The sequence below is a fragment of the Pseudomonas sp. R2-60-08W genome (genome assembly GCF_003852335.1).
GTDB lineage: Bacteria > Pseudomonadota > Gammaproteobacteria > Pseudomonadales > Pseudomonadaceae > Aquipseudomonas.
Window position 1 is genome coordinate 481060 of sequence record NZ_CP027731.1, and the last position, 16911, is coordinate 497970.

At 61.6% G+C, this 16911-nt stretch carries 13 protein-coding genes; 4 read left to right on the top strand and 9 right to left on the bottom strand.

Annotation, left to right across the window (positions count from 1 at the left end):
* The first annotated feature begins 228 nt into the window (after positions 1-228).
* From C4J90_RS02070 to C4J90_RS02080, 3 genes are read left to right on the top strand one after another with little or no spacing between them, the layout of a single operon-like run.
* Positions 229-2334, top strand: coding sequence for a bifunctional diguanylate cyclase/phosphodiesterase (locus C4J90_RS02070; protein WP_124360909.1), 2106 nt, complete (start codon positions 229-231; stop codon positions 2332-2334).
* A 42-nt stretch (positions 2335-2376) separates the two neighbouring features.
* Positions 2377-2877 carry a M48 family metallopeptidase gene (locus C4J90_RS02075; RefSeq protein ID WP_065937088.1) on the top strand — a complete coding sequence of 167 codons (501 nt, stop codon included), beginning with the start codon at positions 2377-2379 and terminating at the stop codon, positions 2875-2877.
* Between the two features lie 17 nt (positions 2878-2894).
* Complete coding sequence (locus C4J90_RS02080; RefSeq protein WP_124419102.1) at positions 2895-3191, top strand: helix-turn-helix domain-containing protein; 297 nt, start codon at positions 2895-2897, stop codon at positions 3189-3191.
* Between the two features lie 106 nt (positions 3192-3297).
* Here the strand turns inward: C4J90_RS02080 and C4J90_RS02085 are convergent, their stop codons facing one another.
* Positions 3298-3750, bottom strand: a complete 453-nt coding sequence (locus C4J90_RS02085; RefSeq protein ID WP_124402818.1) for a GNAT family N-acetyltransferase — start codon at positions 3748-3750, stop codon at positions 3298-3300.
* A 199-nt stretch (positions 3751-3949) separates the two neighbouring features.
* Here C4J90_RS02085 and C4J90_RS02090 point away from each other — a divergent pair, with 199 nt between their 5' ends.
* The gene (locus C4J90_RS02090; protein WP_124365528.1) at positions 3950-4687 is read left to right on the top strand and encodes an ABC transporter substrate-binding protein; all 738 of its coding nucleotides are present in this window, start codon (positions 3950-3952) and stop codon (positions 4685-4687) included.
* Positions 4688-4760: 73 nt separating this feature from the next.
* Here the strand turns inward: C4J90_RS02090 and C4J90_RS02095 are convergent, their stop codons facing one another.
* From C4J90_RS02095 to C4J90_RS02130, 8 genes are all read right to left on the bottom strand, one after another.
* Positions 4761-6062, bottom strand: a complete 1302-nt coding sequence (locus C4J90_RS02095; protein ID WP_124419103.1) for an IS4 family transposase — start codon at positions 6060-6062, stop codon at positions 4761-4763.
* A 141-nt stretch (positions 6063-6203) separates the two neighbouring features.
* The gene (yccS, locus tag C4J90_RS02100; RefSeq protein WP_124419104.1) at positions 6204-8387 is read right to left on the bottom strand and encodes a YccS family putative transporter; all 2184 of its coding nucleotides are present in this window, start codon (positions 8385-8387) and stop codon (positions 6204-6206) included.
* Between the two features lie 221 nt (positions 8388-8608).
* The gene (locus tag C4J90_RS02105; protein ID WP_124419105.1) at positions 8609-9787 is read right to left on the bottom strand and encodes an NAD(P)/FAD-dependent oxidoreductase; all 1179 of its coding nucleotides are present in this window, start codon (positions 9785-9787) and stop codon (positions 8609-8611) included.
* Positions 9788-9944: 157 nt separating this feature from the next.
* Positions 9945-11282, bottom strand: coding sequence for an ATP-dependent RNA helicase DbpA (dbpA, locus tag C4J90_RS02110; RefSeq protein WP_256657486.1), 1338 nt, complete (start codon positions 11280-11282; stop codon positions 9945-9947).
* Positions 11283-11480: 198 nt separating this feature from the next.
* Positions 11481-12908, bottom strand: a complete 1428-nt coding sequence (gene mdtD, locus C4J90_RS02115) for a multidrug transporter subunit MdtD (protein ID WP_124413617.1) — start codon at positions 12906-12908, stop codon at positions 11481-11483.
* Positions 12909-12943: 35 nt separating this feature from the next.
* Positions 12944-13834, bottom strand: a complete 891-nt coding sequence (locus tag C4J90_RS02120) for an alpha/beta fold hydrolase (protein WP_124365532.1) — start codon at positions 13832-13834, stop codon at positions 12944-12946.
* Between the two features lie 243 nt (positions 13835-14077).
* Positions 14078-15394, bottom strand: a complete 1317-nt coding sequence (locus C4J90_RS02125) for a TldD/PmbA family protein (protein WP_124419106.1) — start codon at positions 15392-15394, stop codon at positions 14078-14080.
* A complete protein-coding gene (locus C4J90_RS02130) occupies positions 15394-16836 on the bottom strand; it encodes a TldD/PmbA family protein (protein ID WP_124419107.1) in 1443 nt (480 codons plus the stop codon). The genes C4J90_RS02125 and C4J90_RS02130 overlap by 1 nt, the downstream gene beginning before the upstream one ends.
* Positions 16837-16911: the final 75 nt, after the last annotated feature.

The window sequence follows — 16911 nt, forward strand, 5'->3', positions numbered from 1 at the left end:
ACACTGACTGGCAATTTATTGGCGTCAGCAGAATGCCAAAAAGCCATGTTGCCCATGGTACGCGGGCTACAGAGCCTTACCGTTAGTCGGCTGCCTCGGCTTTGGCGCAATGATGGCATCGACGTTACTTCTGCTTTTTTATAACCGGGGCTAGAGTGAGGCCTCATTATTTGTCCGGTTTAAAGTACCCGAAGTGACCGGTGCAGTTCCTTAAGGAAGAGACGTAGCATGGATTGCGCTCCAAACCTCGGCGACGGCAGTTCAGTTCTCTTGGTGGTCGATGACTACCCGGAAAATCTCGTCAGCATGCGTGCAGTGTTGCAGCGCGAAGACTGGCGAATCATTACCGCCGCTTCCGGTCTGGAGGCCCTGGAATTGCTGCTGGTCCACGACGTCGATCTGGTATTGCTGGACGTGCGGATGCCCGGTATGGATGGCTTCGAGGTGGCACGCCTGATGCGGGGCAGCCAGCGTACGAGCATGACGCCGATCATCTTTCTCACCGCCGATGCACAGTCGCCCGACGCGGTGCTCAAAGGCTATGCCAGCGGTGCGATCGACTACCTGTTCAAGCCCTTCGACCCGCATATCCTCAAGCCCAAGGTGCAGGCGCTGTTGGAGCATCAGCATAATCGCCGCGCCCTGCAGCGGTTGAGCCATGACCTGGAAGCCGCCCGCGCCTTCAATGCCTCGGTGTTGGACAACGCCGCCGAAGGCATTCTGGTGGTGGGCGAGGGCAGCGTGATTGAGTATGCCAACCCAGCGATCTCCAGGCTGCTCAACGCCACGATGGCGGAGTTGCAGGGCGAGAGCTTCTTGAGCTTCCTGCAAAAACCCCATGTGCCAGCCTGGTTGGGGTTCCCGATGTACGAGGCCTATCGCAAAGGCGAAACGTGGCGCTTGCACGATGCCATCTTGCGCACCAGCCGTGGTCAACAGGTGCCGGTGGCGTTGTCCTGCGCGCCCTTGCCTGCAGAGCAGAAGGCGATGGTGGTGACGGTGCTGGACATGTCCGAGGTGCGTCACTTGCACCAGCAACTGGAGTTCCAGGCGGTCACCGACCCGCTGACCGGGCTGCTGAATCGTCGCGGCTTCTACCAGACAGTGGGCAACATGTTGTCGCGCAGCGAGCGCAATGAGCAGTCGCTGGTGTTGCTGTACCTGGATCTGGATGGCTTCAAACGAGTCAACGATACCTTGGGCCACGACGCCGGTGATCGCGTGCTGCGCTGGGTTTCCGAGCAGATGCAGGCGTGCTTGCGCTCCTACGACATTCTGGGACGCATGGGCGGGGATGAATTCACTGCCTTGCTGGAGCTGGAGTTCCCGGAGCAGGCGGCGAAGATTGCGGAGAAACTGATCGAACGGGTGTCGGTGTGCCAGCAGGTCGACGGTCTGGAGGTGATGCTTGGGGTCAGCATCGGTATTGCGACGTTTCCCGACTGTGGCTCGGATCTGAGCGGTTTGTTGCGCGCGGCGGACATCGCCATGTACGAAGCCAAGCGCGCTGGCCGTCAGCAGTATCGCTATTACGACCAGGAAATGAACGGCCGAGCCCGTTCACGCCTGATGCTGGAAGACAGTGTGCGCACCGCGATTCAAAACAAGGAATTCACCTTGGTGTACCAGCCGCAGGTGTCACTGGAGAACGGGCGCTTGCGCGGTGTCGAGGCATTGCTGCGCTGGCAGCACCCGAGCGTCGGCGATGTGTCGCCGGGTCTGTTTTTGCCGTTGCTGGAAGAGGCGCGCTTGATCAGCCAGTTGAGCACTTGGATTTACCAGCAAGTCGCCGCCCAACGCCAGGCCTGGCAAGCGGCGTTCGATGAAGAGCTGGTGCTGAGCGTGAGCCTGAGCAGCAGCCAGTTCAATATGCCTAACCTGGCCAGTCAACTGCGCCAGGTCCTCGAAAGGCACGGGCTACAGGGGCGGCAGTTGGAAGTGGAAATCGGTGAAGACTGCCTGATGAGTAACCTTGAGGAGTCGACCAAGCAGCTCAAGCTGTTGCGTGGGCTTGGGGTGCGTATCGCCCTGGATGACTTTGGCTCAGGGCGTTGTTCCCTGGCGCATTTGCGCGACCTGGCGTTCGACACCCTCAAGCTGGACCCGCAATTGGTGGCCCGCCTGCCAGGCTCGGCACGGGATGCAGCGATGGCGCGCAGCATCATCGAGCTGTGCGGGCATTTCGATGTTTTGGTGATCGCCGAGGGCGTAGAAACCCTTGAGCAGTCGCAGTGGCTCAAGGCCCATGGGTGCTCGTTCATCCAGGGCACCTGGGCGGCGGCACCGCTGATGGCCGAGGACGTGGTCGGTTGGTCGCACCCTCACACGCTTTGAATTCGCTACACTGGCGCCCGTCCGAACCACGTTGCAGACCCCATGACCGCGTTGAAATACCTCCAGGCCTATCCCGCTGCCCTTCAGGAGCAAGTTCGCCAACTGATCGCCAAGGACCAGTTGGGCGCCTACCTGGAGCAGCGTTATCCCGAGCGGCACGCCGTGCAGAGCGACAAGGCCTTGTACAGCTACGCCCTGGCCTTGAAGCAGGAACACCTGCGCAATGCGCCGTCGATCGACAAGGTGCTGTTCGATAACCGCCTGGACCTGACCCACCGCGCCCTGGGCCTGCACACCACGATTTCCCGAGTGCAGGGCGGCAATCTCAAGTCCAAGAAAGAGATCCGCATCGCCTCTCTGTTCAAGGAAGCGGCCCCCGAGTTCCTGCGCATGATCGTGGTGCACGAGCTGGCGCACTTCAAGGAATCGGACCACAACAAGGCGTTCTACAAACTCTGTGAACACATGATGCCCGGCTACCACCAGGTGGAATTCGACCTGCGGGTGTACCTCACCTGGCGCGATCTGCAGGGCAAGCCCTAATCACAAGGCGATTGACCATGGATGTGAGCAAGACCAAGAGCAGCTTCTACCGCCGCCTGTATGTGGCGTACCTGATCGACAGCGGCCTGGCCAGCAGCGTCCCCGCCCTGACCGATGCCACTGGCATGCCCCGGCGCACGGCGCAGGACACGATTGCGGCATTGGCCGATCTGGATATTGTGTGCGAGTTCGAGCAGGAGGATGGCGCCCGTAACCATGCCGGGCGTTATCGGATTCGGAACTGGGGTGCGATTGATCGCGGGTGGATCGAGGGGAATCTGGTGTCGATCAAGCGGGTATTGGATTATCCCTGAAGGCTTGCAGTGCCTGGCCTGACGCTATCGGGGGCAAGCCCCCTCCCACACTTGATCGGGTTCACACGGTCAAAATGTGGGAGGGGGCTTGCCCCCGATGAGGCCATCAGACTCGCCGCATCCCGATATGTGGAATATCGTCTTCCAGGTATTCCTCTCCCGCCACCACAAACCCGTACCGTCCGTAATACCCCTGCAAGTGCGCCTGGGCTGACAGAAAAATCGGTGTCTCGGGCCAGATATCCTCGATCTGCTTGAGGGCCTCTTCCATCATCAAATGCCCCAGCCCGGTGCCGCGTGCCGATGGCGCGACGATCACTCGACCGATCACCACATCGCCGCCCTGGGTCTCTGGGTCCAGCAGCCGCAGGTAGGCCACCAGTTCATTGTCGTTCCAGGCCATCAAGTGGTGGGTATCGCCTGACAGGTCCTGCCCGTCAATGTCCTGGTAAACGCATTTCTGTTCAACGACGAACACCTCGCCGCGCAGGCGCAGGATGGCATAAAGCTGCTCTTTGCCCAGATCGTCGTGATGTTTGCAGACCCAATCAACCGTCATGATGTGCGCTCTTGTCAAAGGCTTGGCAGGGATAGTAAGCGCGACCGGCGCTGCTGTCTAAAACCGGCTATTTTGTGAATGGCGTCAATTTGCCATCATTCAGTGCATGCACGGCCGACTTCTTTGTGTAATAAGCAATGCACGCTCATTGATGAGCTACTGTTATCAGGCCATCGCCTGCCCGCCAAGGATTTTAAGCATGCCGCGATTGTCTCGTGCCGTTGCTTTGATTGCAGTGCTGCTGCTGGCCCAACCGGTGGTGGCGCAGCGTCTGCGCCTGGTGGCGGATGGTTGGCCACCGTTCACCGATGTCACCTTGGTCAACGGCGGGCTGGCCACGGATATCGTCAGCACCGCGCTGGCTCGGGCGGGGTATGCCAGTGATTTTGAGCAGGTGCCTTGGGCGCGCGCGCTGAAGGGTGTAGGCGATGGGCGCTACGACGTGCTGATCAACGCGTGGTACGACGATGCCCGCACGCAGCTGGGGCAGTTTTCCGAGCAATACCTGGTCAACCGTGTGCGTTTTATCAAGCGTCGCGACGACGCTATCGATTATCAGAGCCTGGAACAGTTGCACGACGAAAGCATCGCCGTGGTGCGCGGCTATGCCTATTCGGCGGCGTTCGACCAGGATGCGCTGTTACAGAAAGTCCCGGTGCATAACTTTGCCATGGCCGTGCGCATGCTGGCGGCGGGCCGTGTGCGGCTGACGCTGGAAGACGAGTACGTGGCGCGTTACTACCTGGCGCGGGAGTCACCGAGGGTGCGCAATGCCGTGGAGTTCCTGGGCAAGCCGCTGAGCGAGAACAGCCTGCATATTCTGGTCAGCCTGAAGAACCCCGAGCATGCGCAGATCGTGGCCGGCTTTGATCGGGAGATTGCCAGGATGAAGGCGGATGGCAGTTATGCCAGGTTGATGAAGGCCCACGGGATGTAGTGGTCTTGAGGGCCTCATCGGGGGCAAGCCCCCTCCCACATTTGACTGCATTCCACTTTGAGAGGCAGCCCTTTCAAGGTCTTTTGATTTTAGCGGCCTTGAGCACCCGATCCGTCGACACATGGGCATTCGCGGCTTTGCCTTCCAGCCATTCCTTGGGTTTAGGCACCTTCGGCCCCCGCTTGCTCTTGACGACCGCTTTGGGCTGGATATTTCGAGCAAGTGCAAGCAGGTATTGAGCCAGCCCCGCTGCGGGGATAGGGATGGATAAATATTCTGGCAAGGCTATTTGCATTCCCTCGTAACCGCTGCGTACCTGCACCGTCAGGTGGAAAATCGATGCATCCCAATCGTCGGGCAAAGTCTGGCGATGAGCCTGCTCGACGCTGCGTTTGAGCACGGCCAGAACGTTGTAAGCCAACACGGCTGATGCAAATCCCAACAGGGCTGCTTTAGGGTTGCCCAAGGTTTCGATTTCACTGTCCAACACCGCTTCCAGGCGCTGGAACATCCCTTCGATGCTCCAACGACGGCGGTACAAATCGGCGATTTGCTCAGCACTGATAGAGTCGGGCAAGTTGCTCCAGAACAGCAGCGTGGTGTCGCCGGATTCGGTGGGGTTTTGCAGGCTCAGTTCGACTCGCCGCCACTGGCGTCCACCTTTTACTTCGATGATTTGCTCACGCACGCTGCCTGCCGCGACCGCAACAGGCAGCTGCCAGTCGCTTTCCTTAAGCAGACGTGGATGTTTGCTCTGTTCGCGAATGATGAACGAGGCCCCGGTATCTTCGCAGGCCTCCATGACTGGAAGCGTGCAGTAGAGTCGATCAGCCATCCACAGTTGCCCCGCGTTGGCCTTTTCCAGCAACGGCAGCACGCTGACGCGTTCGCTGGCATAGGCATCTTCACAAGGCTGCAGATCAACGACCTGGTCCAGATCGGGGTCGTAAACCACAACGGAAAAACCAGGCCGGGCGGCGCCTCGTTCACGGCGCAAAGCGCCCAGACGCTTTTCGCTCGAAGGCAGGTGGTTACCGTCAACGACCCGTAGTTGCCAACCAGGCAAAATGGCTGTGTGCCCCAGTTCTTTTATCGTCGGTGCCAAACGCTCTGCGCTACCGGTGACCAAGGCGCGCAGTAGCGCAGGCTCTGTACGACTGACCTTGTCATACAGCGCCGCCAAGCTGACAGGAAGATCTTCCATCTGTCGCGCGGCGGCATGCAGCGAAGGTCGCAAACCCAATGAAACAAGGGACATCAGTTCAACGATGGTTGAAAACAAAAGCTCTCGTGGGTACTGCCGCTGACGGTGCTCTTCGAATATCTGGTCGACCCATTCAGCAGGAACAGCCTGCTCCAATATCACTCTGGTCATGACACTGGCCGGTGCTTTTTTCTCAAACCGCGCTAGAACCTCTGCCCACATCGCTTTCGTCACCCTGATCGGAGTTTTGCGGGATTTTATCAAAGACCTTGAAAGGGCTGACTTTGAGAGGGGCTTGCCCCCGATAGCGGCCTAAGCCGCGCGGGTATCCTTGATCAGGTGCGCCGCCAACGTCCGCAACGGCCCCAACTGCCGACAGATCAACGCCAACTGCGTCTGCACCAGCCGCTGGCCTTCGTCGATTTCATCCGGCATCTGCTCAAGCTGCGCCGCCAGTGCTTCCTCCTCATCACTCTGAATCGCAATCGGCTGTTTATTCGCCAGCCCACTGGCGATCTCGTCGATGCTCAATGCCAGGGCGCGCCCGGCACCGTCGATCAACTGCTCCCGCACCTCGGCCGGCAGCGGGGTGTCGCGGTGTGCGCCAAGGCCCGACAAGTAGCTGAGCAGGGTGTGCGACAGCACCAGGAACCTGAAGCCCACATCCGCTTCCTTACGGAAATGCCCCGGTTCCATCAGCATGTTCGCCAGGGTGGTGGACAGCGCCGCATCGGCGTTGTGCGCGTTGCGACGGGCCAGGCGGTAGGCCAGGTCGTCGCTCTTGCCAGCGGCATACTGCTGCATGATCTGGCGCAGGTAGATGCTGTTGCAGGTCAGGGTATTGGCCAGCACTTTGTTCAGGCGCCGGCCTTGCCAGTCCGGCAGGAACAGGAACACCGCCAGGCCCGCGATCAGGCTGCCGAGCAGGGTATCGAACAGGCGTGGCAGGAACAGTCCGTAGCCATCGCCCACTTGGTTGAAGCAGAACAGCACCATCAGGGTGATCGCCGCCGTGGCCAGGGTGTAGCGCGTGGTGCGATTGATAAAGAACACCAGGCCGGCGGCGATGGCGAACATCGACTGCACCACCGGGCTGGGAAACAGGTCGAACAGCGCCCAGGCCACCGTGAGGCCGATGGCGGTGCCGATGATCCGCTGGCCGAGTTTGCGTCGCGTCGCACCGTAGTTCGGTTGGCAAACAAATAGCGTGGTGAGGATGATCCAGTAGCCCTGGGACGCGTGGATGGCATGCAGCGTGGCGTAGCCGACGGTCAATGCCAGGGACAGGCGCAAGGCGTGACGAAATAGCAGCGAGGTCGGCGTGAGCTGGGTGCGCAGGCGCGTCCACATTTCCTTGAGGTTGCGCGGGGCGCGGTCCAACAGATTGCTGTCGGTGGCGTCGGCCAGGGCATCGGGGTTGCTCGCGTCGCCGAGCAGGCGGTCGAGGGTGGACAAGTTGGCGGCCAGGGCCCGCAACGAGCGCAGCAAACCGCGCCAGGCCGGGTTGCTCTGGATGCGCAGGTGTTCCAGGGAGGCGTTCAAATCGCCCAGGGCTTCGGCGAAGCTGTCGTCATAAATGAACGGCTGGCGCAGCTGGATCGACTCGGCCAGGGCCTGGCACGCCTTGCCTTGCTGGCGCAGCAGGCGTTGGCAGCGGAACAGCACGTCGCTGTGGAAGAAGGCTTCGGCCAAGGCGTTATACGGGTAATGGGACGAACTGGCGCGCTCGTGGATGTCTTGCGCCAGGAAGTACAGCTTCAGGTAACGGCTGACCTTCGAGCCTGGGCGACCGTTGCCGACGCGGTGCAGGATGATTTCCTTGGCGGCATTCAAGGCGGCGACGACCCGGCCATTTTGCTGGGCCAATTCCAGGCGCCGCGCCTCTACGTCCAGCTGGCGGATCGGTTCGAACAGCGACGACTTGAGCTTGAGATAACGCCCCAGCTCGCGGAACAACCGCGCCAGGCTCTGCTGCACCGGCTGGTTGGAAAACAGCGCCTGCCACAGCACCGACAGCACGCCGTACCAGGCCGCACCCGCCACCAGCAGCAAGGGCTCGTGCCAGAAATCACTGACGGCACCGCCGCGCTGGTCCACGCCGATCATGGTATAGACCGACAGAATCAACGTGGCCGAGGCAATCGCGCCATAGCGTTCGCCGAGCGCGCCGAGCATGGTCAGGCCGAACGTGGCCAGGGCCAGGGAGGCCGCGAAAATCCAGGGGTAAGGGAACAGCAACTCCACCGACAGCGCCGCGATGCTGAAGCACACCAGCGTCACCGCCAGGGCGTTGAGGCGGCCTTGCCAACTGTCATCGGTCTCGGCCAGGGCGCTGGCGATAATCCCCAGGAACAGCGGGATCAACAGCGTCATTTCATCCTGATACCAGCACAGCGCCATGCTGCCGGTGAGGGCGATGAATACCCGAATGCTGTAGCTGAATTTATCCAGTGCCCACAGGCGCCGCAGGGACTGCTTGAACGAGGTCGATGACATGAAGTCGGGAGTCTTCCGGGACGATGCCGCTAAATTGAGCTATCAAGGACGCCACGGCAAGGGTGGTGATCACATCCACCCGCAAAATATTTCCCTGGCTCACCGCAGACCAAATGTGGGAGGGGGCTTGCCCCCGATAGCAGTGGACCATTCAACTCATCAGGTGACTGACACACTGCTATCGGGAGCAAGCCCCCTCCCACATTTTTTACCGTGTCGTGTCAGGCGTACTGCGCAGCCGCATAGCCTGACGCCCAGGCCCACTGGAAGTTGAACCCGCCCAAGTGCCCGGTGACATCCAGCACTTCACCGATAAAGTACAGCCCTGGGCTTTTCAGCGACTCCATGGTCTTGGAAGACACTTCCCGCGTGTCCACCCCGCCCAATGTCACCTCGGCGGTGCGATAGCCCTCCGTGCCCGCCGGTACCAACTGCCAGCTGCCGAGCATCGAAGCGATGTCGGCAATTTCGGCATGGGTGTACTGCTTCATCGGCTTGGACGCGAACCAGGTCTCCGCCAGCAGATTGGCCATCTTCTTGGTGAAAATCTCGCCCAGCAGGGTTTTCAGCTCGCTGTTGGGGCGCTCGGCCTGTTGCTGTTGCAGCCAGGCGTGGGCGTCGTGGTCGGGCAGCAGGTTGATTTCCACGGTGTCGCCGGATTCCCAGTAGGAAGAAATCTGCAGGATCGCCGGCCCGCTCAGGCCGCGATGGGTAAACAGGATGTTCTCGCGAAAGCTCTGGCCGTTGCAGCTGACCAGGCAGTCCACCGAGGTGCCCGACAGCTCGCCGCACAAGTCCTTGAGCTGATCGGTGATGGTGAACGGCACCAGTCCCGCGCGGGTCGGCAGCAGCTCATGGCCAAATTGCCTGGCCACTTGATAACCGAAGCCGGTGGCGCCCAGGGTCGGGATCGACAGGCCGCCCGTGGCGATCACCAAGGACTCGCAGCGCAGTTCGCCCAGGGTGGTCTGCAACTGGTAGCCGTGGTCGACCTTGGCGATGGCTTCAATCGAGGTATCCAGGTGCAGGCTCACGCCGGTCTGGATGCATTCGTCGAGCAGCATGCCGAGGATGTCGCTGGACTTGTTGTCGCAGAACAGCTGGCCGAGTTTCTTTTCGTGGTACGGCACGCCGTGCTTGGCTACCAGCCCGATGAAATCCCACTGGGTATAGCGCGCCAGGGCCGACTTGCAGAAGTGCGCGTTGTGCGAGAGGAAGTTGGCCGGCTCGGTGTACAGGTTGGTGAAATTGCAGCGGCCACCGCCGGACATCAGGATCTTTTTGCCGGCCTTGTTCGCATGGTCGATCAGCATCACCTTGCGCCCCCGCCCGGCGGCGGTCAGCGCGCACATCAAGCCTGCGGCGCCGGCGCCAATGATCACAACTTCGGTCGAGCGCACAGCAATGTCCTCATACAAATTCTGAATTGGAATACAGTCAAATGTGGGAGGGGGCTTGCTCCCGATGGCGGTGTGTCAGTAAGTACATCTAGCACTGATACACCGCTATCGGGGGCAAGCCCCCTCCCACATTGGATTTTCATTGGATGGAAGAGCCTTACAGAATCCGCACGCGCAACGAACGGCCCTTGATTTTGCCGTCGTTCAAACGCTGCAGTGCCTGCTTGGCGACCCCGCGCTCCACGGCGACGAAGGCCTGGAAGTCAAAGATCGCGATCTTGCCGACCTGGGCTCCCGGAATCCCGGCATCGCCGGTCAGTGCGCCAAGGATGTCGCCTGGGCGAACCTTGTCTTTACGCCCGGCGGCGATGCACAGGGTGCTCATCTGCGGCAGCAGCGGGCCGCCGCTCTGCGGCTTGAGGTTGTCCAGCTGGTCCCAGTTCAAGGGCGACTTTTGCAACTGCTCGATGGCTTGGGCACGGTGCGCTTCGGACGGCGCCACCAGGCTGATGGCGATGCCGGTCTCCCCCGCGCGACCGGTACGGCCGACACGGTGGATATGGATTTCCGAGTCGCGGGCCAGTTCGACGTTGATCACCATGTCCAGTGCGTCGATGTCCAGGCCACGGGCGGCCACGTCGGTGGCTACCAGGACCGAGGTGCTGCGGTTGGCAAACATGGCCAGCACCTGGTCGCGGTCACGCTGCTCGAGGTCGCCATGCAGGCCAACGGCGGAGATGCCTTTGGCGGTCAGGTGGTCGACGGTTTCCTGCACTTGCTGCTTGGTGAAGCAGAACGCCACGCACGAAGCCGGGCGGAAATGCGCCAGCACCTTGGTCACGGCGTCCATGCGCTCTTCCGGCGAGATTTCGTAGAAACGCTGCTCGATCTGGTCGTCGGAGTGGAAGGCTTCGGCTTTCACCTGTTGCGGCGCGCGCATGAACTTGGAGGCCAGCTGCTTGATGCTCACCGGGTAGGTGGCCGAGAACAGCAGGGTCTGGCGGCGTGGCGGGGTCTTGCTGATGATGTCTTCGATGGCGTCGTAGAAACCCATGTCGAGCATGCGGTCGGCTTCGTCGAGGATCAGCGTGTTCAACCCGTCCAGTACCAGCGAACCTTTGCGCAAGTGCTGCTGGATACGGCCCGGGGTGCCGACGATCACGTGGGCACCGTGCTCAAGGGAGGCGATCTGTGGGCCGAGGGACACGCCACCGCACAGGGTCAGCACCTTGATGTTGTCTTCGGCGCGGGCCAGGCGACGGATTTCCTTGGCCACCTGGTCGGCCAGCTCGCGTGTCGGGCACATCACCAGAGCCTGGCAACCGAAGTAGCGCGGGTTGATCGGGTTCAGCAGGCCGATACCGAAGGCGGCGGTCTTGCCGCTGCCGGTCTTGGCCTGGGCGATCAGGTCCAGCCCCTTGAGGATCACCGGCAAGCTCTGCGCCTGGATCTGCGTCATCTCGACATAACCCAGCGAGTCGAGGTTAGCCAGCATGGCGGCGGACAGGGGCAAAGTATTAAAAGCGGTGGCGATGGTGGTCACGGGACTGGCTCTGCAAAACAAAATGTCGCGCAGTGTAGCAGGCCCCCTTGGGTTTCTTTGTATGTTCTCGACGAGGCGTAGGGGGCCAGCGGCAAGTTATCAGCTGCAAGCCGCAAGCTTGAAGCTTACAACTTGAAGCTTGCAGTTGCTTCAATGCTCCAGGTCGTGCTCGCGGCTGACCACGCGTTTGCCGTCTTTTGGCGACAATTGCAGGAAGATCGCCGCCGCCAGCATGGCCATGATGCCCACCGTGAGGAACGTCAGCTGGAACGCGCCCAGTACCGTATTCACCCCATCGTTGCCGGTCTCCAAGGTAAACCCGCCGAGCAGCGCACCGGCGCAGGCCACGCCCAGGCTCAGGGACAGTTGCGCCACCACCGACAGCAAACTGTTGCCGCTGCTGGCCTGGGCGTCGTCGAGGTCGATCAGCGTCACGGTGTTCATCGCGGTGAATTGCAGGGAGTTGATCGCGCCCAGCACCGCGAGCATGCCCAGCAGCATGGGATAGGGCGTCTGTTCGCTGACCAGGCCCATGCTCGCCAGCATCGCGCCCAGGGCCAGGGTGTTGCCGGTGAGCACCACGCGATAACCCAGGCGCTCGATCAACGGCCTCGCGATGGACTTGGCAAACATCGCCGCCGCCGCGAGCGGCAGCATGCTCATGCCGGCTTCCGACGGCGAATAGCCCAGCGCCACCTGCAACAGCAAGGGCACCAGAAACGGCAGGGCACCGCTGCCCAGGCGTGCGAACAGGTTGCCGAGGATGCCCACGGCAAAGGTGCGGGTCTTGAACAGCACCGGGGAGAACAGCGGGTTATCGATATGCCCGGCGCGCAGCCAATACGCCGCCAGGCACGCCAGGCCACCGAACAGCAGCAGCATCACCCGCAGGTGCGGCAAGTGCAGTTCGCCCAGGCCTTCCATGGCGATGGTGATCAGCACCATCGCCGCGCCGAACAGCACAAAGCCCAGGCCATCGAAGCGCGTGCGCTCGCTGCCGCGCAGGTCGGGAATGAATTTCCACACGGCATAGCAGCCGATCATGCCCACCGGCAGGTTAATCAGGAAGATCCAATGCCAGGTCAGGTATTGCACCATCCAGCCGCCCAGGGTCGGGCCGAGCAACGGGCCGAGCAGGCCGGGGATTGTGATGAAACCCATGATCCGCACCAGCTCGGAACGGGGATAGGCGCGCAGTACCACCAGGCGCCCGACCGGCAGCATCAGCGCCCCGCCCAAACCCTGGATCACCCGCGCGCCCACCAGCATGCTCAAGCTGCTGGACAGGGCGCACAGCAATGATCCGATGCTGAATAGCAAAATGGCGCCAAAGAAGATTTTCTTGGTACCGAAGCGATCGGCGATCCAGCCGGATGCCGGAATCAGCAAGGCGACGGTGAGCATGTAGGCAATGACTACGCCCTGCATGCGTAGCGGGTTTTCCGCCAGGTCCCGGGCCATGGCCGGCAAAGCCGTATTGAGGATCGTCCCGTCCAGCGACTGCATGAAGAAGGCAATCGCTACCACCCAGGGTAACCAGCGGGCGGTCTTGGCGTCGAGAGGGGCACGATTCGGCATGGGATCCCTTTTGTTAGCAGGCTATGTGTCGGCGATTATGCGCCATCCGTCGCTGCTTTTCCCACTGGCGGTTCGTCTAAGTCCGACAAGGCGGCGTGTTCACCGACCAAAAAATCCAGCAAGGCGCGGTGCACCGCCAGCGCCGCCTCGCGGGATTCCAGGTCAAGCAAATGGCCAGTATGTTCGGCCACGGCGAAACTGCTGCGCCTCACGTAACTGCCGAACAGTTGTGCATCGGCGGCGGGGGTGTATTCGTCCAGCGTACCGTTGAGAAAGTGCACCGGCGTTTCAATCTGCCTGAGCGCCGGCAGGTAGTTGCCGTCGCCCAATGCCAGCACCTGATGAATATGAAAGCGCGCCTGGCGATACTCGGTGGTGGCCATGTTCGCCAGATGGCGATGGTTGTTGCGCTTGAGGCGGGGCGACAAGTATTTCCCGACCGTCTCGTTGAGCAAATGGCCGACGGCGGATTTGTCATCGGCCTCGATCAACACGCGTACGCGCTCCACGTACTCGAGCATCGCCTGGTTGAGGTTGGGCGCCAGGGCCATCACCACCGAGCTTTCGATGGAGGGCGGGTTATGGGCCAGGGTCAGCAGCGTGGAGATGCCACCCCATGAGGCCGAGACCAGATGGTTGACCGCAAAGCGCTGCACCAGCGCCCGCAGGATCTGCACTTCGTCATCCTTGGTGACCAGGTCGAGGTCGGTGTTGTGCTCGCGGGAATAGCCGGAGAAGGGCAGGTCGAACAGCAGCACATTGAAATGCTCGGCCAGGCATTTGCTGGTGCGGGCAAAGGAGCGCGTGGTGGACAGGGCGCCATTGACCATCAGCACGGTTTTTCTGTGTGGGTCGTTGCCCAGTTGCTCTACGTGGACGTTGTAATGCTTGTACAGCTTGTCTATGACAAAACTTGCCTGGGTCATCGCAACACTCCCTGTCGTGTGGCGGTATGCCATTAGCTTTTATAACGGGGTTTATTGCGGGCGACAACAGGCCGCCCGGAGTATGGGATTGAACGGTAGGAAGGGGCTCAGCGAAGTGTCCGAAATCAACACAGGACAATGTGGGAGGGGGCTTGCCCCCGATGGCAGTGTGTCAGTCGATAAATACTTGGCTGATCCACCGTCATCGGGGGCAAGCCCCCTCCCACATTGGATGTGTTGTGCTTAGAGGGTGAGCGTCAGGCGTTTGACCAGGGCGCCTGGCAGCAGGTTGGACGCGGTGTTGCGCTGGCCATACGTACTGGCCGACAGCAGCAGTTCCCGATCAACAGTCAGCGCTTCCAACTGCGAGCCCAGCAGGCTGTACACGCTGTCGTCAAAGCGCATGGTGCTGACCGGCGCCTTGATCTCGCCGTCTTCCACCCAGAACGTGGCGAAGCGGGTCATGCCGGTCAGGCGCGCCGCCGGTAGATCGGAGTAGTTCAGGTACCACAGGTTGCTGATGTACAACCCGGTGCCCAACTGCTTGAGGATATCGGCCTGGGCCAGGTTGCCGGCAGCCATTTGCAAGGCGCTGGGGGACTCGTCGCTGCTGGCGCCATTGGCGCTCAGGCCATATTCGGCGGCGCTGCGCGAGTTGACCAATTGGCCGTCGGCCTGGCCGGCATGGATCAACGTGACGTCACTGCGCGGGTAGCCTTCGCTGGAAAATGCCTGGCTCAGTGAACCGCTGATCTGCTCGGTTACGGTTACCAGCGGGCTCAGGTGTTGTTCACCGGCATACAGGCGTTGCAGCGAACTGCCCTTGCTGGCGATGGCCTGCGCGGAAAAACCGCCCCAGGTCACGATGCTGATGATTTCTTCGAGTGCCGCCGGAGCGAGGTAGGCGCGGTACTGTCCGGGTGCCAGCGGGTGCAGCGGTCGGCCCAGGAAGTGAAGCTGGTCGCGGGCCTGCTGGACGCGCCGGGCGAACTCGGCACTGTCCCAGGTGTGCCCGGCGTAGCTGGCCTTGACCGCTTCGCCATTGGCATGGAACAGACTGAAGTCGAAGTTGAAGCTGTTGGCCTGGTGCCAGCCGAACGCGCCGTCGGAGCTGGCAAAGCCACGGCTGATCGGGCCAGCGGCATAGAAGCCGACCAGGTCCACGCCTTCGGCGGCCTGGCTGATGTCTTGCAGCACCTGGGTCAGTTCCGGCAAGGGTCGCAGTTGTTCGTTGTGGCTTTGCCAGGCGTTGTGGTTCAGCAGCAGGTAGGGGTCTGGCGGCAGCAACGGCAAGGTTTCGCGCAACTGTTGCAGGCCTGTGGCGAGGCGATGGCGGTCCAGTTGCGGATCACCCGCCAGGGTGATGACGAGGTCAGCATGGCGACCGGCGTTGATCAGCTTGAGGTTGAGGCTGGCCTGTTGCACCTGGCCGGCCTGGCGTACCTGGGCGTGGTTGAAACGCACGAACTCGGATGCTTCAGCGGCAAAGCCGAGGTGAAACTGTTCCTGCTCGGTGATGGCCTGTTTGAGCCAGTCCACCAGTGCCTTGAAGTCGTTCATCAGGCATCTCCCCCAAATACGTCGACGTTACTGAATACACACGCCGGCGAAGCATGGCCGACGCGGATCACCTGGTTGGGTTCGCCTTTGCCGCAGTTCGGTGTGCCCAGCACCTTGAAGGTGCTGGCATCGCCGACCGCGCTGAGCTTGCGCCAGAACTGCGCGGAAATGGCACGGTAGTTGGGGTTCTTGACCACGCCCTTGAGTTCGCCGTTTTCGATCAGTTGGCCCCATTCGCAGCCGAACTGGAATTTGTTGCGTGCGTCGTCGATGGACCAGGAGCGATTGGTCGACATCAGGATGCCGTGTTCGATACCGCCAATCAGCTGGGCCAGGCTCTGGTCGCCTGCCTCAATATTGAGGTTGGCCATGCGGTCGATCGGCGGGCGGTTCCAACTGCTGGCACGGCTGTTGGCCACACCGCCCAGCCCCGCGCGAAATTGCGACAACGCGCCGCCCAACGGCTTGAGCAGCAGCCCTTCGCGAATCAGGAACTGTTTGCTGGCGCGGCTGCCGTCATCGTCATGGCTGTAGCTGGCGAGCTGTTCGGGGATGTCCGGGTCGAACGTCACGTTGAGCAGGTTGGAGCCGTATTGCAGATGGCCGAAGTCGCTGGCCTTCACAAAGCTGGTACCGGCGTAGTTGCGCTCGTCGCCCAGAATGCGGTCCAGCTCCAGCGGGTGGCCGATGGACTCGTGGATCTGCAGGATCATCTGGTCGGGCATCAGCAGCAGGTCACGCGGACCCTGGGGCGTGTTCGGTGCCAGCAGCAGTTGCAGGGCCTCATCGGCCACACGCGGCGCGGCGCCGATCAGGCCGAAGCGGCTGATCACGTCAAACCCGCCTTGCTGGCCGAAGTTGCTGCCGCCAAGGGTGCGAGTCTGGCTGTCCTTGCCATCGAAGGCGGTGACATTGACGCCGGGAAACACAAAGCGCTGGGCCTGGCGCAATTGCGCGCCGGCGGTGTTGAGGTAGATCTGTTCGACCGTGGTCTGGCCGAGGCTGACGTCCCAGCTCACCAGGCGCTCATCCCTGGGCACGGCAGCCGATTCATCGCCGAGCAGTTGGTAGCAGTCGCTCAGGGACGGGAAGGGCTGGTCGAAGTCGGGAGACAGGTAGTCGGCAACGTCACTCGACACCGCTTGCTCGCGCAGGTCGAGCAGCGCGTGGGGCTTGATCCGCCGGGCCTGCTGCTCGGCACGGTCGAGGGCGGCTTGCAGGCCGGCCAGGGACAGATCATTGGTCGCGGCGTAGGCTTCGACGCCGTTGAGGCGCACGGTGAGCATGGCGCCTTCGTCATGGCTCAAGTGTGGCGGTTCGGCGACGTTCTTGCGCACCGACAGGTACCGGCCGGATTCGCGCACATAGCGCAGGGAGAAGAATTGGGCGGTGGTGCGCAGGGCACTGAAGTGTTGTTTGAGCGTGGCGTGGTGTTCGAACATGGGGCCTTCCTTGTGGGCAGCTCAGCGCGGGGCAGGCCAACAGAGTAGGCCGGGGCTGGGGGCTGATCAAGGAGG

What these genes read in the sequence shown, in the direction of transcription:
- C4J90_RS02075 (WP_065937088.1), top strand. Translation starts at nt 2,377, where the DNA reads ATGACCGCGTTGAAATACCTCCAGGCCTATCCCGCTGCCCTTCAGGAG.
- C4J90_RS02120 (WP_124365532.1), bottom strand. Translation starts at nt 13,834, where the DNA reads ATGACCCAGGCAAGTTTTGTCATAGACAAGCTGTACAAGCATTACAAC.
- yccS (WP_124419104.1), bottom strand. Translation starts at nt 8,387, where the DNA reads ATGTCATCGACCTCGTTCAAGCAGTCCCTGCGGCGCCTGTGGGCACTG.
- dbpA (WP_256657486.1), bottom strand. Translation starts at nt 11,282, where the DNA reads ATGCTGGCTAACCTCGACTCGCTGGGTTATGTCGAGATGACGCAGATC.
- C4J90_RS02125 (WP_124419106.1), bottom strand. Translation starts at nt 15,394, where the DNA reads ATGAACGACTTCAAGGCACTGGTGGACTGGCTCAAACAGGCCATCACC.
- C4J90_RS02095 (WP_124419103.1), bottom strand. Translation starts at nt 6,062, where the DNA reads ATGACCAGAGTGATATTGGAGCAGGCTGTTCCTGCTGAATGGGTCGAC.
- C4J90_RS02090 (WP_124365528.1), top strand. Translation starts at nt 3,950, where the DNA reads ATGCCGCGATTGTCTCGTGCCGTTGCTTTGATTGCAGTGCTGCTGCTG.
- C4J90_RS02130 (WP_124419107.1), bottom strand. Translation starts at nt 16,836, where the DNA reads ATGTTCGAACACCACGCCACGCTCAAACAACACTTCAGTGCCCTGCGC.
- C4J90_RS02085 (WP_124402818.1), bottom strand. Translation starts at nt 3,750, where the DNA reads ATGACGGTTGATTGGGTCTGCAAACATCACGACGATCTGGGCAAAGAG.
- mdtD (WP_124413617.1), bottom strand. Translation starts at nt 12,908, where the DNA reads ATGCCGAATCGTGCCCCTCTCGACGCCAAGACCGCCCGCTGGTTACCC.
- C4J90_RS02080 (WP_124419102.1), top strand. Translation starts at nt 2,895, where the DNA reads ATGGATGTGAGCAAGACCAAGAGCAGCTTCTACCGCCGCCTGTATGTG.
- C4J90_RS02070 (WP_124360909.1), top strand. Translation starts at nt 229, where the DNA reads ATGGATTGCGCTCCAAACCTCGGCGACGGCAGTTCAGTTCTCTTGGTG.